General features: G+C 53.3%; 17 protein-coding genes and 4 pseudogenes. 2 read left to right on the top strand and 19 right to left on the bottom strand.

Annotation, left to right across the window (positions count from 1 at the left end):
- Positions 1-15: 15 nt before the first annotated feature.
- From traN to JIG41_RS23265, 9 genes are all read right to left on the bottom strand, one after another.
- On the bottom strand, positions 16-3,708 hold the full coding sequence (traN, locus tag JIG41_RS02065; protein ID WP_015066573.1) for a conjugal transfer protein TraN: 3,693 nt from the start codon (positions 3,706-3,708) through the stop codon (positions 16-18).
- Positions 3,709-3,710: 2 nt separating this feature from the next.
- Complete coding sequence (locus JIG41_RS02060; RefSeq protein ID WP_015066572.1) at positions 3,711-4,739, bottom strand: TraU family protein; 1,029 nt, start codon at positions 4,737-4,739, stop codon at positions 3,711-3,713.
- Positions 4,723-5,847 carry a TrbC family F-type conjugative pilus assembly protein gene (locus JIG41_RS02055; RefSeq protein ID WP_063527514.1) on the bottom strand — a complete coding sequence of 375 codons (1,125 nt, stop codon included), beginning with the start codon at positions 5,845-5,847 and terminating at the stop codon, positions 4,723-4,725. Before JIG41_RS02055 ends, JIG41_RS02060 begins: the two co-directional genes overlap by 17 nt.
- Positions 5,848-5,857: 10 nt before the next feature.
- Entirely contained in the window at positions 5,858-6,370 is a 513-nt protein-coding gene (locus JIG41_RS02050) for a S26 family signal peptidase (RefSeq protein ID WP_011788501.1), read from the bottom strand.
- The gene (locus JIG41_RS02045; RefSeq protein ID WP_011788500.1) at positions 6,354-6,701 is read right to left on the bottom strand and encodes a hypothetical protein; all 348 of its coding nucleotides are present in this window, start codon (positions 6,699-6,701) and stop codon (positions 6,354-6,356) included. The genes JIG41_RS02050 and JIG41_RS02045 overlap by 17 nt, the downstream gene beginning before the upstream one ends.
- A complete protein-coding gene (gene traC, locus JIG41_RS02040; RefSeq protein ID WP_011788499.1) occupies positions 6,694-9,093 on the bottom strand; it encodes a type IV secretion system protein TraC in 2,400 nt (799 codons plus the stop codon). Before traC ends, JIG41_RS02045 begins: the two co-directional genes overlap by 8 nt.
- The gene (locus tag JIG41_RS02035) at positions 9,093-9,785 is read right to left on the bottom strand and encodes a DsbC family protein (RefSeq protein ID WP_063527513.1); all 693 of its coding nucleotides are present in this window, start codon (positions 9,783-9,785) and stop codon (positions 9,093-9,095) included. The genes traC and JIG41_RS02035 overlap by 1 nt, the downstream gene beginning before the upstream one ends.
- Before the next feature lie 210 nt (positions 9,786-9,995).
- On the bottom strand, positions 9,996-10,250 hold the full coding sequence (gene tnpB, locus JIG41_RS02030; RefSeq protein WP_011788498.1) for an IS66 family insertion sequence element accessory protein TnpB: 255 nt from the start codon (positions 10,248-10,250) through the stop codon (positions 9,996-9,998).
- Positions 10,247-10,519 carry a hypothetical protein gene (locus JIG41_RS23265; RefSeq protein ID WP_071979591.1) on the bottom strand — a complete coding sequence of 91 codons (273 nt, stop codon included), beginning with the start codon at positions 10,517-10,519 and terminating at the stop codon, positions 10,247-10,249. Before JIG41_RS23265 ends, tnpB begins: the two co-directional genes overlap by 4 nt.
- Before the next feature lie 119 nt (positions 10,520-10,638).
- Between JIG41_RS23265 and JIG41_RS02025 the strand changes: the two are divergent.
- Positions 10,639-11,141: pseudogene (locus JIG41_RS02025) on the top strand (IS4 family transposase); the annotation flags it as partial.
- Between the two features lie 78 nt (positions 11,142-11,219).
- Here the strand turns inward: JIG41_RS02025 and JIG41_RS02020 are convergent.
- From JIG41_RS02020 to JIG41_RS01975, 8 genes and pseudogenes are all read right to left on the bottom strand, one after another.
- Positions 11,220-11,411, bottom strand: a complete 192-nt coding sequence (locus JIG41_RS02020) for a heavy-metal-associated domain-containing protein (protein ID WP_015066565.1) — start codon at positions 11,409-11,411, stop codon at positions 11,220-11,222.
- A 97-nt stretch (positions 11,412-11,508) separates the two neighbouring features.
- A pseudogene (locus tag JIG41_RS23260) lies at positions 11,509-11,892 on the bottom strand (efflux RND transporter permease subunit).
- Positions 11,883-12,383, bottom strand: a pseudogene (locus JIG41_RS23255) (efflux RND transporter permease subunit). The pseudogenes JIG41_RS23260 and JIG41_RS23255 overlap by 10 nt, the downstream one beginning before the upstream one ends.
- Before the next feature lie 16 nt (positions 12,384-12,399).
- Positions 12,400-12,489: a hypothetical protein gene (locus tag JIG41_RS23250; protein ID WP_122040756.1), complete on the bottom strand. Its 90-nt coding sequence runs from the start codon at positions 12,487-12,489 to the stop codon at positions 12,400-12,402.
- Between the two features lie 216 nt (positions 12,490-12,705).
- Positions 12,706-14,199 (bottom strand): efflux transporter outer membrane subunit, encoded by a 1,494-nt coding sequence (locus JIG41_RS01990; RefSeq protein WP_011788495.1) that lies wholly within the window; start codon positions 14,197-14,199, stop codon positions 12,706-12,708.
- Between the two features lies 1 nt (position 14,200).
- Positions 14,201-17,392 (bottom strand): efflux RND transporter permease subunit, encoded by a 3,192-nt coding sequence (locus JIG41_RS01985; protein ID WP_063527726.1) that lies wholly within the window; start codon positions 17,390-17,392, stop codon positions 14,201-14,203.
- Positions 17,389-18,702 carry an efflux RND transporter periplasmic adaptor subunit gene (locus tag JIG41_RS01980; RefSeq protein ID WP_063527725.1) on the bottom strand — a complete coding sequence of 438 codons (1,314 nt, stop codon included), beginning with the start codon at positions 18,700-18,702 and terminating at the stop codon, positions 17,389-17,391. The genes JIG41_RS01985 and JIG41_RS01980 overlap by 4 nt, the downstream gene beginning before the upstream one ends.
- 361 nt (positions 18,703-19,063) lie before the next feature.
- Positions 19,064-21,718, bottom strand: coding sequence for a heavy metal translocating P-type ATPase (locus JIG41_RS01975; RefSeq protein WP_138558325.1), 2,655 nt, complete (start codon positions 21,716-21,718; stop codon positions 19,064-19,066).
- 329 nt (positions 21,719-22,047) lie between these two features.
- On the opposite strand from JIG41_RS01975, the gene JIG41_RS01970 reads away from it, so the two are divergent.
- Positions 22,048-22,236, top strand: a complete 189-nt coding sequence (locus tag JIG41_RS01970) for a hypothetical protein (RefSeq protein ID WP_199524195.1) — start codon at positions 22,048-22,050, stop codon at positions 22,234-22,236.
- Here JIG41_RS01970 and JIG41_RS01965 read toward each other — a convergent pair.
- A pseudogene (locus JIG41_RS01965) lies at positions 22,218-22,586 on the bottom strand (ArsR/SmtB family transcription factor). The gene JIG41_RS01970 and the pseudogene JIG41_RS01965 sit on opposite strands and share 19 nt — an antisense overlap.
- A gap of 44 nt (positions 22,587-22,630) precedes the next feature.
- On the bottom strand, positions 22,631-23,564 hold a 934-nt coding region (locus JIG41_RS01960; RefSeq protein WP_199524194.1), incomplete at its 5' end, for a cation diffusion facilitator family transporter.

The following is a 23,564-nucleotide window of genomic DNA, read 5'->3' as shown; positions in this document are numbered from 1 at the left end:
CAAAGATTTTTTCTTCTAGTTATTCCCCGAAATTTCCTCCGTCGCCTCCTGACGCAGTTTCTGGGCATCCATTCCGTTTAGCCGTTCAAGGGCTCTGTCTGCGGCACTCTGACGATTTCCATCAACGTTTAGCGTACTTCCTGAGCCTGTGAGTCTTTCCAGATCCAGTGACGGTACTTCGGGTAGGTTGCCTGTTATCGATAAGATACCTATCCATTCATCCAGATTGACTTGGCTCCAATCCACCTGGTTTAACTGACTCGCGGTCAATCCTTCACAGTTTGGAGATTTCGCACTGCCCCAGCCAAGGCCCAATTGCGGACGCACTTGCTCTTGAATGATCCGTGAAAGCGGCGAAGTAAAGCAGCAATATGATTGCCGTTTCTCAACACAGGCACCTAAGAACTTAGACTTGCAGTAAGAGCCCACATAGTGGCAACTCTTCAATACCCGCTTAGCGTTCATCTCAAACTCACTCTGCTCACATTTCCAGATAAGCTGAATGAGGATCATGGTGACTGAGTAAATCATGTAGGCCGTCATAACCGTACTCAGAACCGCGCCCGCAGCGCCACCCAGCGCAAAGTTACCACCCGAAACGACACCATCGGCTCCAACTGCGCCACCAACGTTACTAAACAGTGCCGATTGCGCCCCCGAACCAAAGGTCGTACCTACCCATTCAGCCGTTTTGTTGGTCAACACCTGCATGAAGCCAGTCGCAGCTTGCTCCGCTCCCGCGCCAGCAGCCGTTGATGGCCCAGCCCCCATAAGAGAGTCCCAAGCAGACACAAAGGGCTCTTTGACCGCACTCCAAGTACTCGTGATTGGCTCCCTAAGCGTATTCCAGGAACCATAGATTGCCGACGACGGATTCATGGCCATGACTGCCGTATCAAGCTTGTTGACCGCCACAATCATTGTGATGTAATCCGATAACGACACGCCACTTGGCTTTTCACAGCAATCCACTATACCGCCAACGGCTTTTTTGCACTGGCCAGCATTACCTTTAAAGACCGTACACTCGACGTTATCTTGGCCATCAGCTCCCGTGCATGACATATCATTGGTCATAAACTGCGCCGCATTAAGCATCGCGGCGGCCTCTGCAAAGTTAGCCTGCTTGATTGACTCTGGCTCTAAACAATCTGTGCCCATACAGCGAACTGGCCCCTCACAGTTGTATTGAGTTTCCATTCGTGCATTTTGCACTTCAACGCTTTGTCCACAGTCATACACCAAACTTTGGATATAACAGAAGCCTTCATGACCAGCCCCGCCTTCAGTGCATTCGGTTCTGACATACTGGCAGGCCGGGTTTTGCTCCAGCGCGGCACACGTATTGGTGGTCGTGTTTTGTCCGTTATTGACGATGGTTTGTGTATTACCATTGGCATCTACCCAGCTATCTGAGCTGCCCATGTTGAATTCTGGATGAGCAGTCGAAGCATTGTAGGTCGCTTTTGCCCTCCAGCATGAGAGCCCCAGTCCATCAGAGCTGCCACGACTGGTTAAATGAGCAGGAGACGAAACAACCGTCGGATAAAGGCTTCCAAGATTGGCCAACTCGCCACTACCAACTGTTAACCCGTCGATTCGTTTTATGCCCGTATCCAAACACTGCCACTGCACCGCAGTGAACTGATCCGTTTGCATCAAGCATTGGTCTATGCCCGGATCACTTGATTGATGAACAACGTCTTGCTCTAAGTATTTGCCAGAGAAGGTCAAGGAAGCACTCAGTTTCGCAGGAGCCAAACACTTCTGAACTTCTCGGCTGCAAGTATCGAAATCGACTTTGTTCCAGCCGGACTCACATCTGGAACGCGTGACTTCCTGCGGTTCATGCCACGAAATAATCGACCCATTAACGACCTTGCACAATGAGCCAACCAAGGTTCCTTTTGGACAGGTCATTTCAGGGTATTTAATGGACGGTTTCGTCTCTGTGACCGTCTCCTTGTTGCCCGTCAATGAGAGTGTCGTTTTCCAGCCATTTGCCTTGGACGGCGACTCGGTGATTTTTATCTCAGTATTTTGATTATCAAACACTCTCAGCGTCGCGTTTCCAGTTTGCATGGTACTGCTGTGCTGTGGAACAAAGCTGAGCGTTTCAGAGCTAAAGCAACCGCGCTCAATGGACCAGCTTTGTTGATGGGTTTCAGCGGATACACGTCGTTCTAACTGACACTGAGTAAGCGTGCTGATCTTCTCGCACACCTGGTAATCCGGTACATGCTTGGTTTCAGTAAATGGCGTAATCGTCTGAGTAGGCTCACATGCCTCAAAACTACTCGGCATAAGATTGGATACCACGCACTTTGGATCGCTGGTTTGCAATCCACAGTCATAGGTATCGGTAAAACGAATGCATTCACCTTTATCATTGGTTTCGGCACATTCTGACGACATGAATCCACAGGAAGGATTCGCTTCAAGCACTTGGCAGGCCTGATTTTCAATCCCCTTATAGCTTTCATCATCCACACTGACTTGTACACGCCGACACAAAGGCGATATGCCAGCCACAGGGCTTGGAGCAAAGTAGGATTCACAAACTGAAACACCATTGACCACCGTACATCCGTTGGTTGAAGACGGCTGATCCGTGCATTGAATGCTGTAGTCTGAAAACTTAGTCGGGATATCCGCTGCTTGTTCGATACAGGATTGTGGCGACCAACTATCATTCATCACCACCTTGGTTGGATCAAAGCGCACCTTGATACGTGCATACCCCTCACCACTACCCGTTACCGATACGCGAATTTTTACTGGCACTTCTAAACCGGGCTCTACCGCTTTTAGCTTAGAGGTTAAGTCAGTATTAGGATTGCGCTCCCAACTTGTACTGAGCTCGCAGCGGCCAGCCGTTTCTGGTGGAAAGTTATTGTTCGGCCCAGACCAGACTTTCTGATCACCAAGCCACACTTGCATGTAGTCATCCCATTTGGCGTATTCAAGAACGGCTGAGGTAATCGCATCGGGGTTCACGACTTTGAGTGTGATGGCCTGTTCAAACACTTTACAACGGCCACTCCAGTAGTTGTCGCCAATTCGTCCAATCCAAACTTCAAGACATCCCTCACCACAAGAGCGAAGGTTCATTGGTCCTGAAACATGCTCAATAATGCCTGCCGTGTAATCGTGAGTAATCGTGCAGCTGTTAACCGCTGTATTGAGCCTGTCACATTGCTGGTAGTTTGGGCTGCCTTCACCTTGAGACTCACAGCCGGGGAAGCTTTGCGTTAATAGATTTGGGTCAGTTTGAACCGCATCAGTTAATGCCCAAAGCGGATCATTGACCATATCTGGCCGAGACCTGTCTTTGATTTCCTGTAGCGAACGAAATGCTTCACCCGTAGCGCCACTTTCGGATGCCATGCTCTCTTGGCGCTGTGTCCCCAATTGATTCATGCTGGCATCAGAGCCATAAACGCCCGTTAAGACATCCAATGAGCCCTGATCCATACCAGGGAAAAGCTCTTGCAAGTTAATGGACTCATTACCACTGCCATTCGGCACCGACAATGTATTGCCATTGAGTGCGGGCATCGTCCAGTTTTGCAGCAATTGCTTACCTTCTTGTTGTCCGCTTAAGCCGGATTGGCGCTGCACATCAGCGGCCACACCATGTAAGGGCAGGCACGCCATAGTGATTGATAAAATACCCGCTAAAACTCGGGTAAAAAGTGTTGGTTTCATGGTTAACCTCCCGAGTTACAGCAGTCTTGCCAGCGCCACAAAATGTAGAGCGCATCTTCACCGGCACCGGGGATCGTTCGCCACTCTCCCCATTTCATGGTGCTTTCACCGATGACATGCGCACTTTCAGTTTCCGGTACAGGGAAGAACATACTCATCTTGTATTGGGATTTCGGCAGCATGGGTTCGATAACAGGTCGGCATAGCGCACTGCTCCCCATTGTTCGTCTTGCAAGACCACGCCTGTGTTGAGCCGCGATTGCACGCGCCGCTAAATGGCTGGTGTTTTCTGCTAATGAACCAAAGGCTAAGGTGTGGCCAGATAACGGATAGAGATGGCCCCAACTGCCAGCACACCAAAACAACTGATCGATGGGTTTACCAAGCGTTGATGAAGCAGCGTCAGCGGTACAAGCAGAGATAGCCAATGGATTAGCAACAGCAGCAGCTTCAGGCTGAGTAAAAAAGGCCAGTTCATCGTTCAGCCATGTTGGGTCCAATTCCGACAAATACATCAAGTCAAAATCCATGTAACCATCGGCATTGCAATTGCCATCCATGAACAAATCGAGCATGACCAAAAGCGGAAAGGCGTAATAATGGTAATGATAGAAAGCAAGATCACCGGTATCGTATTCACCTTCACCATGACCACCTTGCAATCGCCTATCACCTAACGGTAAGCGAATCCCTCCCAGTGAAGGCGAACAACCCGGCGTTCTGACTAGTTCAATCAGACGCGCTGGCTCCCACATGCTGGTAACAATACCTGGCCTTGGCACACCTAAGTTGTCTTCACATAAGCAAAACGACTTGTTTGATGCGCCGCTTGGGACACTGCCAGAGCCAAGTGGAAGACCTGCAACCCGGATAGGAAAAATGCATGACCAGCAAACATCCGTCAGCAACTTACCGGACAATAAACCCGCGTCTGGGCAGGTCAGTTCGGCTTTAGCAGAAATAGATGCGCCCAGGACAAACATGACAACGAGAGTCCGCAACAGACGATACGTATTATTGAGCTTTTTCATGAACAAGCTCCTTTGCTGGAATTTCTTCTATTTCAAACGCGAGCCCCTTTGCTTGAACAAACGATGGGGTGACTTGCAGATCAAAGCGCTGCTTTAGCGAGGCATTGAGAAGGTAAACCGGACTGTCCAATGTCTTTTCGAGCGCATTGAGGCTATTCCAACCTTGAGTACGGTCGAGCTGCGTGGTGATAAGCGTAATGCGGCGCAGTGTCCTATCTTGCGTCTCAAGCCAATGCGCAACTGCGTCCACTTCTTCAGCGTTCGACGCATTAAACACCACAAGCTGCTGAGTAAACGGCAAGGCTTTTAGCGGGTTAATACGCGTTCCTGCTGGGATCAATGTTCGGCCATTGGCATCCAATAGTGGCCGCTTCATGACGATGGTTGGATCAACCATTCTTATCCGATACTGCGTGGCTTTGGGTAACTCAGTGAAAGTTTGGCGAGACCAGAATCGCTCAATGGCTTTTTTCTTTAACGCGCCCAAGTCAATCGACTGTAAACGCTGCATCGCCACTTGCATCAAATCCGGTTCTAAAATGGAATGAATAGGACCGCGTTGACCCAATGAACCGGTATTGCCTTTTTCAATTTGACGCTGCAACCAGTCCTTGCTGTAAACCCCTAGTGCACTTGCAGTCACCTTGTCATCTTCTATGCGGAAAATGGCAGGCACGCTAGTCACCCGCCAGTGCACAAAGGCTTTCGGATCGATTCGAACCTGAGGAACAGGATCAAGTCCCACCATCAGCGTATGCCAATCACGGATAGCCGCCCCCAAGTTCTTTCCTTCAGGAATTCCCCGAAACAACACAATAGCGCCGGTAGCACTGGCCTCTTTAAATAGCTGCTTCAGTGAGGAATCTCCCAGTGAGGACGACGCAAATATCAACCATTCATCGTTGTTTTTGAGCGACGCAGGTTGTTCAATCGGTGAAAAAGGCTCGATAAATTCAGATGAACCATCCACAGCACTTTGTAAAATGCTGCGGCTCATTTCGACGATCTTTTTGTCCTCGTCAGACAACGGATAAGGCTCTTGTGCCCAGGACACTTGAACCCAAGCCAATGGCGCAACCAACAAAAATAAGAGGTATAGTCTTCTCATCTTCCACCTCCTACCAAAGCGGCCAAGCGCGACCGACAATCTGCTCGCGCTTAACGGCATTCCAATAGCGGGAGTCGAAACTCGTTGCGGCCTCGCCGGAAAACCAATATTCGTTTTCTTGCAGCATCAATGAACGGCTAAATTCTGTTTCAGCCACACCAAGACGCTGGGCTAATGCCATGCCGGTAGAGACTTCAGCACCGTTCACCAGCACATGCTCAGGCGTCACCTTGACTTCATCCCCTGGCATCCCTGTTAGGCGTTTAAGCATACGAGTACCGTCGTTATATAACGGAGCAAGTCCTTTTGAGTGGAAGGCATACAAACCATCCTTAACGGGCTCTTTATTCCATAGGTCAATCAGATACACCGTGGTATCAGGCAGGCAGCGCTCTTGCTGGGTATCAATACCTATTCGGTAGCGCATCATGGCGTAGGTGCCTACCAAGGCCATGATTAACGCAAGAGCGGCCAACCGGATGAGATATGGCCGCCAAGGCATTCTTTTACGGAGTATCTGCATGAGACACCTCCTTTGAGCCTACTGGCACAAATATGGAATCATCAGCACCCACCACCGCTTGGGCATCCAGCACGATAAAACCGGCTGCTTTTAGCTTTTCAATTTGCTGATTGGTCTGAAGCAACCTGGATTCGATGTCTTGTTCGCTGGCATTGGGGCCCAGTGACAGCACCGCCTCCCCAAAATCCACGACTGCAATGGGCGTACTTAACGCCAACTGGCTGTGGATAGGTTCGAGTGTTTTCATTAAGAGCCAGCTGGTCATTAAACCGCTGCCTGCAATAGACAAAGTAATAGAGGCCATAAATGGCCAAAGCGTGGACTTATTCATAGCCTCGCTCCTTTAACAACTGGGAGATGGCATCAGCAACAGAAAGGCCTTTACGCGTTAACTGCTTAATCGCGTTTACATCTTCTGCACGGGACGAGTACAACAGCTTGTGAAACGGATCGACGATGAGGCGGCCAATCCCGGTGCCCATCTCGGTAATAAAGAAAATTTCGGAATAGACACCAGTGACGGTATGAACGGTTTTCAGGTATTCATAACCGCCTTCACCGAGTGGCAAGCGGCCTTCTTTTTTGAGCGCGTTGATGGTTTCAGCTTTTTGGCCAAGCAGGTACATATTGGCCGAGTTTTCAGCGATGGCTTTACCTGTAGGGCTGTCGTATAAATCGTTGACCGACTGCGTTACCGTTACAGCACTGCCGCCATATTTTCGAAATCGACGGTAACCCGTCTCGATAAACTTACCGACATCACCTTGAGTCAGCAGATCCCAGGCTTCGTCAATGAACACAATCTTGCGACGATCCCGCTCACCTAAGTACATCTCTTGTTGGATTTGGTAGATAAGCTGAAGCAACACCACTTGTTGTAGGTGCTTGCGCCCCTTGAGCTCTTCTAACTCCAGAACAGTGAAACGGTTTTTGAAACGAATATTGTTGTGACCATTAAAGAAACGGCCATATTCGCCCTGTGTCGTAAACGGATAGAGCTGCTCACCCACGTCTTGCACACGACGGTCTTCATGATTTTTTAAGGCCTCAGCCACATCATCAACCAACATGGCACGACCTTTTTTCTCCCAAAGTTCACGGGTCTGACGCTTTAGGTTGGCCATCTGAAAATCAGTTAATGACTGCGTAGGTGCGGCCATTGCAGCCAATAGCCCAACCAGCACATCCGCTTCTTCGTCATAGTCCTCAACAATTTCAAACGGATTCAAGCAAATGCCACTGTCCCGCCCGAACTGTAAGAACTCACCGTCATAGACTTCACACAGCTTTTCATAAGAGCGGCCAACATCAATCACCCAGCATTGGCCGCCTTCAGATAAGTAGGAGGAGATGATTTCGTTCACCAGGAATGACTTACCCGACCCCGATTGCGCCGCGATGCAACAGTTGTAATTACTGCCCGAGTCATAAAGGGACACACTCATGATCTGGCCATTACGGGAAACAAAGTTAATCACTGGCGTGCCCGTGCCTTTCCAATCCGCAAACAAAGGCAACAGAGGGATCACATGCCGTGTCGCCATGGTCTTGAATCGAAACAAGTCGTTCATCGCCTGGCGGTCGGCACCAAATGGCAGGGCATTCAGAAAAATGGGCAAACAGAAGTACTTGTCTTCCATCAGCTCAAATCCGAGTTCTTTGAAATAAGTTCGAGCATTTGAAACAGAGCTGATGGACGCTTCTTCCGTTTGGGAAAACAGCGTTAAGGTCATGTTTGCCCGAATAGGACGATCACCTTCTTGCAAGGCTTCAAAAAGAACATCAAATCCCTTTTTCTTGGCTGCAAGCACCGGCACAAACTTGAGCATCGGGCCATAGGCCTGATTGACCGCCCATTGACGCTTCGTCTCTAAACGAGATCGCATGGCCTCGGCTGAAGGAAAGTGAATGGTGACATTCAGCAAAAAGCTGCCGCGTAAACCGCGACTGCCCGTCATCATATCGCCCGCAAAACTTGCGGCATGACCAAACCAGATCCGCTCAGGCAAGCGCTTAAACGATAAGGTTTTAACTCGGTAATCGCCCAGCATCAGACCTTGGCTATCCACCTTGATAGCTCGGTCATAATCCAACACTTGCTCTCGAAGTGGTTTATCTGCCTCACTGCGGATTGGAGATGGATTGCGCCAAGAAGCATCTTTTCCCCAGTTAAGTTGCGAACTTAATGCCGCGAGCCAATTTCGGTCAGTCATCTCAGTGACGCGAAAACCAACCGTTGCCAGCGCTTGCGAGAAAGAAGCCCGAATCGCGGATGCTCGACTCAACTCACGCTCCGTCGGTATAGGACTTTCCAAAGGCAATTTGCAGGTGACGATCAGTTGAAAGTTGCGTACCTGAGTCTGGGTCGATTCTTCTATCGGTTGAACCGTGCCCCCATCGAGGAAATCCGCACGTTTGCGTATCGACGCCCTGAGCAATGGATCGGATTGACGATGCCGTAAGCCCATCATGCGTTGAAGGTCGGTTTGAATATCAGGCGAGGCGTACAGGCCAAATTGCAGCAAAGTGTCTTTTGGCCAGTCGTTGTTGAGTAGAACATTAACCCTATCTGCAACAGACTCATCACCACCCGGCAATGGGTCACATAGAAAACCAAAGCCAACACTCTGGTCTTCCATGAAAAACAGTTGCTCATCGTCTGAATAGGCCAATACTGGCAACAGCTCTGAAGCGCGTTGCCCTGAATACAGAGAGGCTTTCATTAACGCCCCTCCAACCAAGCAGAAAGATCATAAGGACGGCCTCGACTGATGCGACCATCATTGGCGACGATGAAAGGCACACCTTGAATGCCCAGGATTTGAGCCGTCACCAAGGTACGCTGCATTGGCTCTAAGTTGCAGGCATCATCCTGTTCTAGGTTACCAATCCGGCCATTGAGCAATGCATCGGTGGCCGCTTTCTTGTCACGCGCACAGCCAAGCTGGCGAACCTGACGCTCTGAATCAGGACCAAGCACTGGCACAGGGAGTATTTGGAAGGTGTATTCTTTGGTTAGCGGTAAAGCTTGTTTCAAAAGCTCATGGCAGTGCGGGCATCGTGGATCAACAAAGACCACCACTTTCTTTTTGCCTTCGCCCAGCGTCAGTGGGTTCAAATCATCCATTTTTAAGCCAAGACGACTTAAGTCCAGCGTGTTCCCCGCTTCACGAATTTCTTCAAGACTGGTAAGCGGCTTTTTGGACCAGGCATCATAGAGCGTGCCATCAATGACGAACCGGCCACTGTCTGACATAAAAATAATACGGTTATTGCTTTCGACCGCTTTCATACCCGTGACAGGTAAAGAAACCATGCCGTCAATTTTGCCAACGGGCGACACTTCAGACACAGGTTCAGCTTGAACAAAAGGAGACAGCGCAAGCGCCAGAATAAATGGAGATAGTTTTCGCATGAGGAGTCCTCGTTAATGTAAATCGAGGCTCCAGTCTATGCAGTTGTCCTATGTGGACTCGGTTAGATAGATTGAAGAATTGAATACCTTACTAAATAGCTGCTCCGAAGTGTAGATCACCTGCGAAGGTGAACTCAGTGTTGAATGAGCGATCAGATAAGTCTCCAAACCGCACTTTACAGAAGCACTTGGTGGTTTTGAAACCGCCCCCTACAGGTAGATTTCGAGAGGCCTTCTCTCATCAGAAATACAGATCCAAAAGGTATTAACCTTTTGTTCGTGGCACACGCCAGCACAACACTTTGATTTTATCGCGCTGTTTTTGGTGAACAGGAATAATGCGCCACTTACTAACGGTAAATCGGTGTCACTTTCGATAATCGCGGCAAGGCCGTTGATGGACTTTCTAAAATCGACACTTTCACGATACAGATAAATCTCTAGTGAGCTCAGCATGCCTTTCATGATAGCGCACCGATGAGTTCAGCCAGGTTACTTACTGGCGTGCATTGGGGATTGCGCAGTTCGATATCATTGACGAAGAGTGTCATGTTGGCGGTTGCCACTTGGGCCTGATACTGAGTTATCTTTTCAACGACTTCTGCTCTAACAAAACCTTGAGATGCGCCAGTGTTGTTGAGTTGCTGGCGCTTGGCAGAGAACGTTGAGGGATTGAGTTGATTGAGCTTACAAAATGTGAGTGTTGATAATGAACTCGATTCAGATTGCTTGATTAGCGTTTGCCATTATTGGTTGGTGCATCGTTTGCCATTTTAAATCTCCTTATGGTTGGAGACTTGATCTTATTCTGCGTGTTAGGTGATTAGAATGCGCGGTTTATGAGGCGCTTACGCTCGATTTGCAAGTTCGTCGAGGAAAGCAGATATTCAGAGTAATAAGGCTCTGTTTTGCCGGAGAAATACGATTTTGCATCTGGCTTATCAACCTCCCGCGGGAAACCTACTAAGCGGATGATGTTATGGCAATCTATCGTTGTCGCTGGCAGGTGAAGTTGCGATTCAAAGAGTTGAAATCCCATACAAACTTGCAGAAATTTATGGCGGCACAGAAAGCGATTGTAGATGGTTTGGTATGGTCAAGCCTGCTCGCTCTGATCATTCGGCGAAGCGTCTTTCTTCAAATCATGCCATCAGTCTAGCTATTCAAGGCCGCCAAAAATGTGGAAATTTGGCTGTTGCCGATCTTGAAAGCATCAGCCAGCACGCATGGTCAGAAATAGCGGAGAGGATAGATTGGGCGACCCGTTATATAACGAAGAACGCCCAAAAAGCCCAACAGTCAAAAGACAAACAAAACATCACGTTAGATGGGATACTGCATGGGCTTAATTCTTAAGGTCCAGTCTATGAATGAATGCCCTGAATGCGAAATTTAAAGTTGCCTCATTCAGGAGGCAACCGTAAAAGGAAAATACTAATCCCGAGGAGGGAAGCCTGCTTCAATTAGAGCATAGGAGACCTTTTCAACTGATAATGAAGTTTTTACCGTCACCTTACGAGTCGGAGGATCAGTTAAAACTGTAGCCTCTGGGTCTATATCCTTAATTGCTTTAGTTACCGTCCGGGCGCAGCCCCCACATGTCATATTTTCTAAATGAAATTGCATTTATATACCTCCAGTTTGGTTTGAGTACTTCTGATTGTAGGGCTTTCCACTGTTGTAAGGTCAAGGTCTAAACTCATTTCACTCTGATATCTTTTCACTAAAGATTGACTATACTTTCTGCGTTTTTTCTTAATGACAGATTTCTTACTATAACGTAAAACACCGGCGTAAGTAGTAATCCAAAGAAGGTTACACCAAGCATACCGGCAAACACTGCAATACCCATGGCGTGACGCATTTCTGCTCCAGCACCACTAGCTAGTACAAGAGATATCACACCAGCAATAAATACAAGAGAAGTCATCAAAATAGGACGCAAACGTAAGTACGCTGCCTCGAGTACGGCCCCAAGCGGTGATCGTCACTAATTCTCCTGAGTCCTTGCAAAATCAACGATTAAAATGGCATTTTTTGCGGCCAGCCCGACTAAAACAACGAAGCCAATTTGAGTATAGATGTTATTATCACCGTTTAGATCCATATACCGCCAATTGCAGAAAGGAGTGCCATTGGTGCAATAAGCAGCACAGCAAATGGAAGCGACCAACTGTTGTACTGAGCGGCAAGAATCAAGAATGCAAAGAATACCGCCAATGGGAAAATATACAGTGCGGAATTGCCCGCTAATTTTTCCTGATAGGTCAGATCAGTCCATTCGTACGCCATACCTTCAGGTAGATTTTCCTTAACTATTTTCTCAATAGCATCTGTAGCCTGACCAAAAGAATATCCTGATGCAGTACCTCCCGTAATATCAGCGGATGGATAGCCGTTGTATCTCATAACGCGATCAGGATCTGAAGTTAGTTTGATATTGATCAATACTTATAAAGGGATCATATCACCAGCAGAATTCCTGACTTTCAATAATCCAATATCGTCTGCCTGCATACGGAATGGGGCATCAGCTTGAGTTATTACACGGTAGGTACGGCCAAATCCATTAAAATCATTGACGTAAAGCGATCCCAAATTTACCTGTAATACATCAAAAATGTCGGTCAAAGCTACCCCCTGAGATAGTCCGGATCTGCTCCAGACTGATACCTAATACTTTGCAACTTAGTATAAGCTGCAACCGCTCAACTTGCTCCTGCCTTTATTGCCTTTAGTTGTTGCTATAACGATCAGGAGCAGGTAAAAGACCCTGAGCCTCGTAGAACCCAGGGAGTCCTCGTTAGCTTTGCAAGCTCGCCGGTTTTCATACTCATCTACACACGCATGGAGGCGACTGCCACCATGCGTCATTTCTTGGTACGAATATCCAATACCAGTGCCAGTAGGGAAAAACTAACTATCGACTCGCTTGCGCCACACCACTTGGTGTGCTCTCTGTCCACCCGCCTCCCAGAGCCTTGTAGAGCGCGATAAGGTTGCTCAACCGAGCCAGACGCGTACGCACCAACGTCTGCTGCGCGCTGTACAGCGTACGCTGCGCGTCAAGCAAGGTGAGGTTATCGTCCACACCTTCCCTGAAACGTTGCTCGGCCAGGTCATACATGCCCTGACTAGCAGCAACCAGGAATTGCTCTGAACGAATCTGCTCATCAAGTGTTCGCTTGCCGGCAAGGCCATCAGCCACTTCACTAAAAGCAACTTGAATGGACTTCTCGTAGTTGGCGATCTCGATGCGCTTTTTTACGTGCGCCACATCCAGATTGGCGCGCAACGCGCCACCCCGGAAAATAGGCACCGTAATCTGCGGCAAGAAGCTCCAGGCGCGCGAACCCGATTCGAAGAGCCCATCAAGCGATGCGCTTGCCGTCCCCGCCGAACCCGTCAAGCTGATGGTGGGGAAGAAAGCGGCTCGCGCTGCTCCGATACTGGCGTTGGCACCCAGAAGTACCTGCTCGGCCGCGCGCACATCCGGTCGGCGCACGAGCAACTCAGAAGGTAGGCCACTGGGCAGTTCGGTCGGCACGATGCCATCCGGCAGCACTATGGCTTTGTCAAGTTGCTGCGACAGCTCAAGCGTCAGCGGCTGGCCGAGCAGTAGCACTAGCGCGTTTCGGTCTTTGGCCGTTTGACGTGTGTAGTCCGCGAAGTTGGCCTCGGCTGTACGCAGTACAATTTCCGAGCGGCGCACGTCAAGTTGCGTGGCATTGCCAGCCTCGAACAGTTGGGCAGTAAGTTCATGCGAACGCTTTTGCGTGCCGAGCGTCTCGCCTGTTAACTGCAGTAACTCCTGGTCAGCCCGCAACGTGAGATAGGCGTTAGCAACCTCAGAGATCAAACTCATCTGCGTCGCTATGCGAGTCTCGTCCATAGCCAAGTAGGAAGCCAGCGCTTGGTTGCTGAGGCTGCGGATACGGCCCCAGACGTCCAGTTCCCAGGCAGCGGTCACCCCAGCAACCTCGTAACGACGCACGACGTCGGCAGCGCCGGTGTTGCTGAGATCGGCTGGCAGTCGTTCTGCGGCCCCTCTGCCGGATACCCCCAAGTTCGGGAGCACCTCAGCGCGCTGAATGCGGTACAGTGCCTGCGCCGCCTCAACGTTGAGCGCAGCTTTGCGCATGTCGCGGTTGCTCTCCAGCGCGATACCGATCAATTGTTGCAACAGCGGGTCGCGGAAGAAATCTCGCCAGCCGATATCGGCCGCGTCCGTGACTGGGGCCTCTGGCGTCGCTTTCGCCGGTTCTGCATAGGCCGCGCCCGAAGGATATACTATATCAATCGGCGCTGGCGGCCGATCGTACTTGGGTGCCATGGAACAACCGGCTAACGCTATCGCGAAAGCTACCGGTGCCAAGCTCTTGGCAGGTTGTGTGAGTGCGAAAGGTTTCTTCATCTCAAAATTCCTCCTGGCCGTTATGCTTGTCGCTCATACCGACGCGGGCTTGACTGGCTTCACGACGCAACGCCAGCTTGCGCACTACGACGTAGAACACCGGCGTGAGCACCAGACCGAATGCCGTCACGCCCAACATGCCGGCGAACACAGCGATACCCATTGCGTGACGCATCTCGGCACCCGCTCCACTCGCGAGCACCAGCGGTATCACGCCAGCGATAAAAGCCAGTGACGTCATCAGAATCGGGCGCAGCCGCAGCCGCGCCGCTTCAAGCACGGCCGCCAACGGATCGACACCTTCACTCTCCTTGGCACGGGCAAACTCCACGATCAGAATTGCATTCTTGGCTGCCAGGCCTACGAGCACCACGAAGCCAATTTGCGTGAAGATATTGTTGTCGCCGCCCGTAAGCCAAACACCGGCGATCGCCGAAAGCAACGCCATGGGCGCGATCAACAGAACAGCGAATGGAAGCGACCAACTGTTGTACTGAGCTGCCAGGAACAAGAATGCCAACAGCACTGCCAACGCAAAAATGTAGATGGAGGTGTTGCCAACCCGCTTTTCTTGGAACGTCAAGTCAGTCCATTCGTAGGTCATGCCGTCCGGCAGCGATTCGCTCACGATCTTCTCGATCGCGGCAGTAGCCTGGCCAGACGAATAGCCCGGTGCTGGTCCGCCGCTGATGTCAGCTGATGGGAACCCGTTGTAGTGCATCACTCGATCGGGACCGGAGCTACGTGAGATCGTCGCGATCGCGCTCAACGGGATCATGTCCCCCGAAGCGTTCCGCACCTTCAGCATGCCAATGTCTTCAGCCTGCATACGGAACTTCGCATCGGCCTGCGTCATCACTCGGTAAGTTCGGCCAAATCGATTGAAGTCATTGACATAAAGCGAGCCCAGATTGATCTGCAGCGTGTCAAAAACTTCGGTCAGCGACACACCTTGCGACTTGGCCTTTACGCGGTCGATGTCCACCTGCAACTGTGGAGCATTGGCCTGGAAGCTGGCCAACATGTTGGCCAGCTCAGGCGCTTGCATGGCTTTGCCCATGATCTGACCTTGGGCCTGTGCAAGTGCGTCTGGCCCCAGGCCCGCACGGTCTTCGATCTGCAACTTGAAGCCGCCCATTGAACCCAGGCCAGGCACCGGTGGCGGAGGAAAAATCCCGACGAAGCCGTCCGGTATTTGACTGAATTTGCCCATGAGCCTGCCTTGAATGGCGAACGCCGACAACGACGGGTCCTTTCGTTCGTTGAAGGGCTTGAGCATGGCGAACACCAGCGCGGTGTTGGGCTGATTCACTGGGCCGTTGAAGGATAAGCCGGGGAATGCCATCACGCTTTCGACGCCAGGCTCGGCAAGCGCGATCTTGCTCATTTCCTTGACAACCGCGTCGGTGCGGTCCAGCGAGGCACCAGTCGGAAGCTGGGCGATGCCCACGAGGTAATACTTGTCCTGTGCGGGCACAAAGCCGGCAGGTACCTTATGAAAGCCCAGCCACGTCAACCCCAGGAAACCGACATAGAGCAGCAGCACCACAGCACTTCCGCGAACTGCGCGGCGCACGCCTCCGACATAAGCATTCGAGGCGCTGTCAAAGAAGCGGTTGAAGCGGCGGAAGAAGCCACCAAACAGGCCGTCGATGAGGCGCGTGACTCGATCGGGCTGGGCCGCGCCATGATGCGGCTTGAGCAGGATGGCGGCCAGCGCGGGCGACAGTGTGAGCGAATTGATCGCCGATAGGATGGTCGAGAACGCGATGGTCAGCGCGAACTGGCGATAGAACTCGCCTTGCAGCCCAGACAGGAACGCCGAGGGAATGAAGACCGCCGCCAGCACCGAGGTGATGGCCAGGATCGGGCCAGTAACCTCGTCCATGGCTTTGAGCGCTGCGTCCTTGGGCGACTCGCCAAGTGCCATGTGGCGCTCCACGTTTTCTACCACGACGATGGCGTCGTCCACAACAATGCCGATTGAGAGTACGAGGCCGAACAATGACAGTGTGTTCAACGAGAAGCCGAACATGTGCATTACGGCGAAGGTGCCGACCAGCGAGACCGGCACGGCGATCAGCGGGATGATCGACGCTCTCCAGGATTGCAGGAACAGCACCACCACGATCACCACCAGCAGAATCGCCTCTAGCAGCGTGACCGCTACAGACTGAAGCGAGGCCCGCACGAAGACCGTAGGATCGTAGGCGATCTTGTACTCGATGCCCTCTGGAAAGCTTGCTTGTAGACGATCCATCGTCGCGCGTACCGCGCTAGACACATCTAGTGCATTGGAGCCAGGCGTCATCAGGATCTGAATGCCAACCGTGTTGCCGCCATCAAGTTGGGCGCGCATGGTGTAGTTCTCCGCACCTAACTCCACACGTGCCACGTCGCGCAAGCGTGTAACCTGGCCGTGGGTGCCAGCCTTGATGACGATATCGCCGAATTGCTCTTCGGTGGTGAGACGCCCGAGTGCGTTGACGGTGACCTGAAAGGCAGACGAGGCGTTAGGCTGCTGACCGATAGAGCCGGCCGCAACCTGCACGTTCTGCTCCCGAATGGCGGCGACCACATCGCTAGCGGTCATGCCACGAGACGCAACCTTTTCGGGGTCGAGCCAGACCCGCATCGCGTACTCACCCTCACCACCAAGCAACACGTTGGCGATGCCCGGCAGGCGTGCCAGTTCGTCACGGACGTTGAGCATCGCGTAGTTGGACACATACAGCGGGTCGTAACGATCCCCTGGCGATAGCATGTTCACAACCATCAGGATGTCGGGCGCGGTCTTCTCAGTCACAACGCCGATGCGTTGGACCTCGGGTGGCAACCGGGGTAGCGCACGCGACACCCGGTTCTGCACCTGGATTTGCGCGATATCGGCGTTGATGTGTTGCTCGAAAGAGATGGTGAGCACCATCTTTCCGTCCGTGGACATCTGGGACTGCATGTACATCATGCCTTCCACGCCGTTGATGGCTTGCTCTAGCGGCGATGCCACGGTGTCGGCAATCACTTGCGGATTGGCGCCGGGATAGCTCGCCGTGACCTGTACCGTTGGGGGGGTAACCTGAGGGTACTCGCTCAGTGGCAACTGGAAGTAGCTGATCGCGCCCGCGATCAGCATCAGCACCGAAAGGACGATTGCGAAGATAGGGCGGTTGATGAAGAAACGGGGGAAATTCATTTGCGAGCCTCCGCTGAGCCAGCTGCGCTGTCAGCCTTGACCTGATCGGCCCCAGCCGCCCCAGCGGCCTTGGCAGACTCCGCAGGGACTGCCGGGGCACTAGCCGCAGTCTTAGTCGCGTCGGGAGCGCCGGCGGCCGGTGCTGCCGGCCCCTGCATGGGCACCATGCGCGGCGTGACAGTCATACCAGGTCGTACGAGGCCTTTGATTATGATTTTTTCGCCACCCTGCAGGCCACCGTTTATAACGCGCAGACCGTCGACTACGGGACCCAGCTCAATCGGACGATACTGAGCTTGGTTGTTTTCACCCACGACCAGAACATAGTTTCGGCCTTGATCGGTGCCAACCGCTTGGTCGTCGATGAGGACGGCCTGCCGAGAGCTTGCGGTGGAGAGCTTGGCCCTCGCAAACAGCCCAGGCGTCAGCCGTCCATCAGGGTTGGGGACGACCGCGCGAGCGCGGATCGTGCCGGTACTTCTATCAATCGCATTGCCGACGAAGTCGAGCACGCCCTTGTACGGAAAGTTTCTGTCAGTGCTCAAGCCTACTTGAACGGGCAACGAAGCATGAGTCCCTGAACCAGGTCTCGAGCGGCTCACCACATTGACGTAGGTTGCCTCATCGATGTCGAAATAGACGTGCACAGGATCGATGGACACGATCGTGGTAAGTAGCGTGGCTGCTCCTGCACCGCCGCCGCTGACCAGGTTGCCCTCGGTTACCAGCACTCGGTCCACGCGCCCGGCAATTGGTGCCGATACCCGCGCGTAGGACAGGTCGAGCTGCGCCGCTGCGACTGTGGCCTTTGCCGCCTGTACCTGCGCCTGACGCGCATTGCGTGCGGAGACTGCATCGTCATAGGTCTTCCGAGACAGGGCGCCAGTGGCAACAAGCCGCTCGGCACGATCAAAGTCGGCCTGAGCCTGACTGGACAGCACCTCAGCCTGCCGCAACTGCGCCGTGGCGGTGTCGAGCGCGACTTGGAAAGGCCGTGGGTCAATCTGGAACAACAATTGCCCCTTGCGTACCAGACTTCCCTCGGGCACGCTCACCGCGTCGACGGCCCCCCCCACACGCGAGCGCAACTCGACCACCTTCGGTGCGGCCAAGAAGCCGGTGAACTCAGTTGACGGCGTGATTGTGCGCGTGATGGCCTCAGCCACAGGCACCTGCGGTGCCATCGGTGCGCCAGCTGGTGGTGGTGCTGCTGGTTTACTTTCATCCTTGCCATCTCGGGCAGCCACCGCTATCCCCCCGACGGCCGCGATGACGCTAGCTACCAAAATGATCCTGATTTTTTTATGCATGGAAGTTACTTTTTTATTACGGGGCTTCGGTCCATCCGAAGCGGTTCGCATATGTTTCTAAAGGCTAGCCCTTACAACCACGTCAAGGTCAAGCCTTTTTCGATGACCATGACGAGCATGGGACTGGACTACAAGCTCTGGAACCTTCCGGCCTCCCGGTGAACGCATGAGATGCAGTTACGGCCGAAAGGGACGCATCTGAGCCCATTATCCACGTCCGATCATCCCATCTATTTAAACTCGTTGTTCTAAAGGCATTCGTTTATCGCCTAACATCGATGTTTTCGGAGATCGATTTACAGATGAAGATATGGAAGGGCTTGGCGCCGCAACAACGGCAGTTCAAGCCCTCTGCAATACCTCAATGGGCATCCTGTACGGACACAGAGCTTTGATGACCTCCGTTCTGGCCATCGGCTGGCTCTTGGGCACCCTTAAAGCGGAGTAGGCGCAGCGCATTGAGCGTGACCAAAGCGGTGGCACCGGTGTCGGCCAGCACAGCAACCCAAAGGCCAGTGATACCCAGCACACTGGTGACTAGGAACAGGCCCTTGAGGCCAATGGCGAACACTACGTTCTGGTGGATGTTGGCCATCGTCGCGCGGGACAGCGCCACCAGGTGCGCAACGTCCGTGACGCGGCTCTTGAGCAGAGCAGCGTCTGCGGTCTCTAGGGCCACGTCGGTGCCGCCGCCCATGGCGATCCCTACATCGGCGGTCGCCAAGGCCGGCGCGTCGTTGATGCCGTCGCCGACCATCGCCACCTTCGCGTCGCGCTTCAAGTCGTTGACCAGGCGCAACTTGTCTTGCGGAAGCAACTCACTCTCCCACTCGATATCCAGCTTGCCGGCGATGGCCTGCGCAGTTCTCCGATTGTCACCGGTGAGCATGACCGAGCGCACACCCATCGCCTTGAGCTGGGCCACGCCTTCGCGGGCGTCACGGCGAGGTTCGTCACGCAAGGCCAACAGGCCCATGACATTCTTGCTTGCTTCGTCGAACAGAACCACCACCGTCTTGCCACCATCTTCCAGCTTGGCGATTTCCTGCTGGTGCGCGAGGGTCAGCGTGGCCATCTGCCCTGCATGGACGGGCGATCCCACGGCTAGCTTGCTGCCGTTCACGGTAGCGCGAACTGCCTTGCCCGGGATAGCGAATGCTTCGGTGGCTTGTGGAACCTCCACATCGAGGCTCTTGGCGTGGGCAACGATTGCCTTCGCCAACGGGTGATTCGATCCAGACTCGACGGCGGCGGCGAGCGCCAGTACCTGTTGCTGCTTGGATTGCCCGAAAGGCACGACTTCAGTGATGCGCGGCTTGCCCTCTGTCAGCGTGCCAGTCTTATCGAAGGCGACTGTGCGAACGCGACCAATGGTTTCCAAGGCGTTGCCACCTTTAATCAGCAAACCACGGCGAGTAGCAACAGCCAGTCCCGAGGCAATGGCCGCCGGCGTTGACAAAACCAAGGCGCACGGGCACGCGATTAGCAGCAAAGCAAGACCACGGTACAGCCAAGTGCCCCAATCACCACCCATGGTAAGCGGGGGAACCACGACGATCAGCGCCGCGATGGCCATCACGGCCGGGGTGTAGTAACGGCTGAACTTTTCGATGAAGCGTGCCGTCGGCGCCTTGGAGGATTGAGCTTGCTCGACGAGCTGGATGATGCGCGAGATGGTGTTGTCCGATGCAGCCTTCTCAACCAGAACTTCAAGCACACCATCGACGTTGATCGAGCCGGCAAATACGTCATCGCCACCGGCCTTTTGACGCGGCACGGACTCCCCTGTGATCGGAGATTCATCGAGACTGCTTTCGCCGCGGAAGATCTTGCCGTCAGCGGGCACTCGATCACCCGGGCGCACCAAAACCCGGTCGTTCACGCTCAGGGAGGCAGCGGGCACTTCGCGCTGCCCACCATTGGCGTCGAGCAAGACAGCAGTTTTAGGCACCAGAGAAGCCAGCGCTTTAATGCCGGCGCGGGCGCGGCCAGCGGCCACACTTTCAAGCAGCTCGCCGACCGCGAACAGGAACACCACAGCAGCGGCCTCCTCGGCCTCGCCAATCACGAGCGCGCCCAGCGAGGCGACAACCATCAGTGTTTCGATGGAGAACGGGGAGCCAGATATGGCCAGCGCGAAGGCTTTGCGCGCGAACGGGAGTACGCCAGCGATCACGGCAGCGGCAAAGATCCATTCGGCATAGCCGGGGATAAATTGAGCAACTGCATATGCCGAGCCCATGAGAGCTGCTAGGCCCTGCACATGCTTACCCTTCTTCGTCTGCCACCAGCGTTGAGTGATAGCTGAGGGCACGCGGGCAGGCGCGGCAGGCGAGGATCCATCAAGGCGGCGCACGTCGGAGACGCCGAAACCCAGGCTTTTGATGGTCTTCTCGATGTCGCCAATATGTGTAGGACTTCCAGACGCGAGCGTCAGCTCAAGCGTTTCTGCCGTGAAGTTGATGCGGGCATCTGATACGCCCGCCATGCGAGCAAGAGCCGTTTCAATCTTGCCAACGCAGCTCGCGCAGTCCATGCCTTCCACATGCATCGAAACGTTGGGTGGGTTACCAGGGGGCTCGCGGCGAGCGTGTGAGGTGTGATCATGTCCACTGCAGGAGCCGTGTTCATGCCCGCCGTTTGTCTTTTGCGTGTGGCCGTGCCCATGATCACCGCCGCAAGCGTGACCATCCTTGTGATCTTCGCTGTGGTCATGTGCATGGACCGATTGGCGCGATAAGGCCGCAATCGAGAGCGACGACACTGGCAGTTCTTCCACGCCGAACCCCAAAGTTTTGATTTTCTTAGCTACATCGCGAGCAGTGAAGCGGCTTTTCAGATTGCGAGTCAACGTCAGCGTTTCGCTAGAAAAATTGACTTGCACGTCCGTCAGCCCATCCATTCGGGAAAGGGCCTTCTCGATTTTGCCGACGCAGCTCGCGCAATCCATGCCCTCCACACGGAAGCTCAGCTGCTCCCTAGCCTTGTCCTGGTACTCCGTTATTTCCCTTGTCATATCTACCTCCAAGTTCTCTGAACACTTTGCAAGTTAGGTTCGCCGCACGCCGCACAAACCGCTTAAATAAAACAAACACATAAACATACATTCATGTGTTAATCATTAAAAAAGAAGGCTGTTGTCCTTCTGTTTACGATCGTCTGTGGTTGTGGCGTGCGGCGCACGTGCTTACAGTTTCGACACATTTTCAAAATGCAGATTGAATTTTAGCACACATATGAAGATATGTTCAATTGTTTAATTCATGAAGTTAGCATGGTTAATTTCTACGCTCACGATGGGGGGGAGTGAAAGCTGGCGTCGGCTGATGAGGCCCAGGGGATTGAGTGCGGTCAGATTCATACAACCGTCACCCAAACATCACGCATGGGCGAAGTCGCGCTTACTCAGGACTGGGATGGCGCATTACAGTTGCTGACGGGCTGGCACCTCTCTTGCACAATCGCGAAAATGCCCAGCAAAAAGTAGGCATCTTTGCGTTCGACGCAATTCGCAATCATTCCTCAGAGAAGTGACAGACCATGTCCTGAAACACTTGACTGATGTGCTCATCCGCGATGCAGTAGAAGATATGTTTCGCCTGACGTTATCCACGCACAAGTCGAGCTCCACGCAGGAGCCGCAGATGATGACTGACCAAGAATTGGGATAGATCGAGCGTTTCTGCGATGTCGCCCACCGCGACTGATCCGCGCATGCACTGCAGCAGGATCTTCAGGCGCGATTGATCTCCTAACAGGAGAAAAGTCTCAGCGAGAACAGCGACGTCACTATGAGAGAGCGCCAAGAGCTCTGGGGCCGAACGCTGAGCATTGGTGGCGCAATTCTGAGCATTGTCGCCATTGGCGTGTTTTCGAGAAGTCATGGATTTCTTGTCCCTGAGTTGCCAGCACTACGCTGGCTGCAGCATCAGTGTTGATGACCTGGGACGGAATGGTCGTGCTTATGACCCTTTTCATGGCTGTGGCTAGTGTCATGCTCATGTGGGGTGTGCCCTTGCGGCCCACCTGTCGGCTGCAAGCTGCAAAGGTTCTTTTCACCAGGAGAGTTCCATTCGATCCCGACCGTCGCGTGCTCGATGCCAAATTGCTCTCGAAGCACCACCTCTACGCACTTGACCACGGTGCGCGCTTCCTCAGCCACACTAGGGCGAACGTGCAGCGTGGCCATCGTGCGACCAGAGGTAAGCTGCCATACATGCACATGACTGACGGCCGCCAAGCCAGGCACCGCGCCCATCAGGCCTTGTTCCACCTGCTCCGGAGAAGCGTCCTCGGGCGCACCTTCGAGCAAAATGTGGATCGATTTCGCCAGGAGCTTCCAGGCGCTGCGCAGGATCAGGGCTGCCACCAGCACCGACAGGATGGGGTCAATTGGCGTCCAACCAATGAGATAGATGACCACTGCAGCGACGATGGCACCGACCGAGCCCAGCAGGTCGCCCATCACGTGCAGGATGGCCCCCTTCACGTTGACGTGCTCGGTCTCTCCGCGGGTCATGATCCACAACACCAGAACGTTTACCAGCAATCCAAGCACGGCAACGATCATCATCGGGCCGGCAAGGATGACGGGCGGAGCTTGCAGTCGCTCCCATGCTTCATAGGCGATCCATGCCACGATCACAAAGAGCGTCACAGCGTTCAGGAAGCCGGCGATGACCTCGAACCGAAGGTAGCCAAAGGTGCGCTTGCTGTCAGCCGGTCGGCGCCCGAACCGGAATGCCGCGTATGCCAGAGCCAGCGCTGCTGCATCGGTCAGCATGTGGCCCGCATCGGCCAGAAGGGCCAGCGAGCCCGACAGCACGCCGCCGACAGCCTCCACGATCATGAAGCCGAAGATC

This window comes from Pseudoalteromonas sp. bablab_jr011 (assembly GCF_016464045.1).
Classification (GTDB): Bacteria; Pseudomonadota; Gammaproteobacteria; order Enterobacterales; family Alteromonadaceae; genus Pseudoalteromonas; species Pseudoalteromonas lipolytica.
The sequence above is the reverse complement of the archived record's forward strand: the minus strand, read 5'-3'. Positions and strand labels throughout refer to the sequence as shown.

Excerpts from the sequence above, each read along its gene's own strand:
- JIG41_RS01985 (WP_063527726.1), bottom strand. The coding sequence starts at position 17,392 with ATGAATTTCCCCCGTTTCTTCATCAACCGCCCTATCTTCGCAATCGTC.
- JIG41_RS02035 (WP_063527513.1), bottom strand. The coding sequence starts at position 9,785 with ATGCGAAAACTATCTCCATTTATTCTGGCGCTTGCGCTGTCTCCTTTT.
- JIG41_RS01990 (WP_011788495.1), bottom strand. The coding sequence starts at position 14,199 with ATGAAGAAACCTTTCGCACTCACACAACCTGCCAAGAGCTTGGCACCG.
- traC (WP_011788499.1), bottom strand. The coding sequence starts at position 9,093 with ATGAAAGCCTCTCTGTATTCAGGGCAACGCGCTTCAGAGCTGTTGCCA.
- JIG41_RS01975 (WP_138558325.1), bottom strand. The coding sequence starts at position 21,718 with ATGACAAGGGAAATAACGGAGTACCAGGACAAGGCTAGGGAGCAGCTG.
- JIG41_RS02045 (WP_011788500.1), bottom strand. The coding sequence starts at position 6,701 with ATGAATAAGTCCACGCTTTGGCCATTTATGGCCTCTATTACTTTGTCT.
- JIG41_RS02055 (WP_063527514.1), bottom strand. The coding sequence starts at position 5,847 with ATGAGAAGACTATACCTCTTATTTTTGTTGGTTGCGCCATTGGCTTGG.
- traN (WP_015066573.1), bottom strand. The coding sequence starts at position 3,708 with ATGAAACCAACACTTTTTACCCGAGTTTTAGCGGGTATTTTATCAATC.
- JIG41_RS02060 (WP_015066572.1), bottom strand. The coding sequence starts at position 4,739 with ATGAAAAAGCTCAATAATACGTATCGTCTGTTGCGGACTCTCGTTGTC.
- JIG41_RS02050 (WP_011788501.1), bottom strand. The coding sequence starts at position 6,370 with ATGCAGATACTCCGTAAAAGAATGCCTTGGCGGCCATATCTCATCCGG.
- JIG41_RS02020 (WP_015066565.1), bottom strand. The coding sequence starts at position 11,411 with ATGCAATTTCATTTAGAAAATATGACATGTGGGGGCTGCGCCCGGACG.
- tnpB (WP_011788498.1), bottom strand. The coding sequence starts at position 10,250 with ATGAAAGGCATGCTGAGCTCACTAGAGATTTATCTGTATCGTGAAAGT.
- JIG41_RS01980 (WP_063527725.1), bottom strand. The coding sequence starts at position 18,702 with ATGCATAAAAAAATCAGGATCATTTTGGTAGCTAGCGTCATCGCGGCC.